The 1,028-nt window shown below is 73.0% G+C and carries 1 protein-coding gene; it reads right to left on the minus strand.

The features are described 5' to 3' along the window. Positions 1 to 1,028: beta-ketoacyl synthase N-terminal-like domain-containing protein (locus JNG39_RS21100; protein ID WP_368313928.1), on the minus strand; the 1,028-nt coding region annotated here is incomplete at both ends.

A 1,028-nucleotide genomic window follows, 5' to 3' on the forward strand; every position in this document is an offset into this window, starting at 1 on the left:
TGCAGGCTCGCCCGCAGCGCGGCCATCGACGTGGCGGTGAAGCCCAGCCGGTGTTCCATCGCCTCGCGGCCCACCTGCAGGGTGTACGCCACGTCGGCCAGGTCCGTGTCCGTCCAGCCCTCGCGCTCGCCCGCCGCCAGCAGCTGCGCCGCGCGCTCGCGCAATGCGTCCGCCGTGCGCGCCGAGAGCAGCACCAGCGCCGGCCGCGCCGCCGTCACCGCGATCGGCGCGACCGCCGCCGCCACGTATTCCTCGACGATCACGTGCGCGTTCGCGCCGCCGGCGCCGAACGAGGAGATCCCCGCCACTCGTGGGTAGTCCCGCTCCTGCCCGTCCACCGTCAGCCGCGGGCGCGGCCAATCGGCCAGCGTGCGCTGCACCCGGAACGGCGTGGCCGCGAAATCGATGTTCGGGTTCGTCGTCGCCGCATGCAGGCTCGGCACCAGCTGCCCGTGACGCATCTGCAGCAGCACCTTGGTCAGTCCGGCGATCCCCGCCGCGCTCTCGCAGTGGCCGATGTTCGACTTCGCCGAGCCGATCGCGCAGAACTGCCGGTCTTCCGTGGCGAAAGCCTGGGTCAGCCCGGTGATCTCGATCGGATCGCCCAGCTGCGTGCCCGTGCCGTGCGCCTCCACGTAGCTCACCGCCCGCGCCGGTATCCCGGCCCGGGCCAGCGCCGTGGCGATCAGGTCGCGCTGGGCCAGCGGGTTGGGCACCGTGTAGCCGTTGGTCTTGCCGTCGTGGTTGATCGCCGTGGCGCGGATCACCCCGTGGATCGCGTCGCCGTCCGCCTCGGCCCGGGCCAGCGGCTTGAGCAGCGCCACGCCCACCCCCTCGCCCGGGACGAAGCCATCGCCGTCCGCGCCGAAGCTGTGGCAGCGCCCGCTCGCCGAGAGCATGCGGCTGCTGCACATCATCGCGTAGTTGGCCGGGTGCAGGTACAGGTTCACCCCGCCGGCGAAGGCCATCTCGCAGTCGTCGCGCAGGAGGTGCTCGCACGCCTCGTGGATCGCGGTCAGCGACGAGGA

It is taken from the genome of Luteibacter sp. CQ10, assembly GCF_040900725.1.
GTDB lineage: Bacteria > Pseudomonadota > Gammaproteobacteria > Xanthomonadales > Rhodanobacteraceae > Luteibacter.